Source organism: Streptomyces flavofungini, assembly GCF_041028215.1.
Taxonomy (GTDB): Bacteria; Actinomycetota; Actinomycetes; order Streptomycetales; family Streptomycetaceae; genus Streptomyces; species Streptomyces flavofungini_B.
Genome location: NZ_JASKYR010001426.1, coordinates 1 through 894, shown reverse-complemented (window position 1 = coordinate 894; position 894 = coordinate 1). Strand labels below are relative to the sequence as shown.

Annotated in this window: 1 protein-coding gene and 1 pseudogene; both read right to left on the bottom strand. The window is 68.2% G+C overall.

Going from position 1 to position 894, the window contains the following annotated elements:
* Positions 1-464 (bottom strand): annotated as a pseudogene (locus AB8Z36_RS41475) (hypothetical protein); the annotation flags it as partial.
* A gap of 202 nt (positions 465-666) precedes the next feature.
* The coding region (locus tag AB8Z36_RS41470) for an N-acetylmuramoyl-L-alanine amidase (protein WP_369218491.1) at positions 667-894 on the bottom strand (228 nt) is incomplete at its 5' end.

Below are 894 nucleotides of genomic sequence, written 5' to 3'. Positions count from 1 at the left end.
CCCATGAGGGGGGCCTTGAGGGCGGGGACCACCAGGGTGGCGACCGCACCGGCGGCGAGGACCAGGGCGCCGATCAGGCCCAGGATCAGGCCGACACCGGCGTCGGGGCCGTTGTTGCGCCCACCGAGGAGGTCGATGTAGAAGCCGTAGGACTGGTCGACGTCGAAGATCGCGCCGAGCGAGCTCCAGGCGGCGGCGATGGCGAAGCCCACGCCGAGCTGACCGAGGTCCAGGCCCGCGACCTTGCGCTGCTGAGGCAGTGCGCGGCCCACGACGATGAGCCCGGCGGCGATGATGCCGAGCAGGTACACGCTGAGCAGCAGGTTGCCGTTGTCCCAGGCGTTCGGCAGCTTGTCGCTGTCGCCGCCTTCGGCGTCAAGGGTGTCGAGGAACGACGCGATGAAGAGCAACACCGCTGCTCCGATCACCACGCCGTCGCCTCGAGTGAGGGAGCGGAAATTCACTTCAGGTCCTTCGTCAGTCGTCTCGTCAGTGGAGGCGTCGCTGTCGCCCTGGTCGCGGTCGTGTCGCGGTGCGCGAAGCGCGGGGGTGGCCCCTCATCGTAGGAGGGACAATATCGTCCGGACGCGCGGGGTGTCTGCTCGGGATAAAGACGTCCACATTACAGAAGGAAGACGTTCACGCATCCCCCCGGAGGAACACGCGTCACCCCCGCAGGAACCCGTCGATCCCCTCCGAGATCCCCCGCGCCGCCTTCTGCCGCCAGTCGCCGCTCTTCAGGAGCGCCGAGTCCTTGGCGTCCCGCATGTTGCCGCACTCGATGAACACCTTGGGGACGGTGGAGAGGTTCAGGCCGCCGAGGTCGGTACGGGTGTCGAGGCCGGTGCCGCCGCCGATGTAGTTGGAGGGGGCGCTGCCGGTCGACTTCAGGAA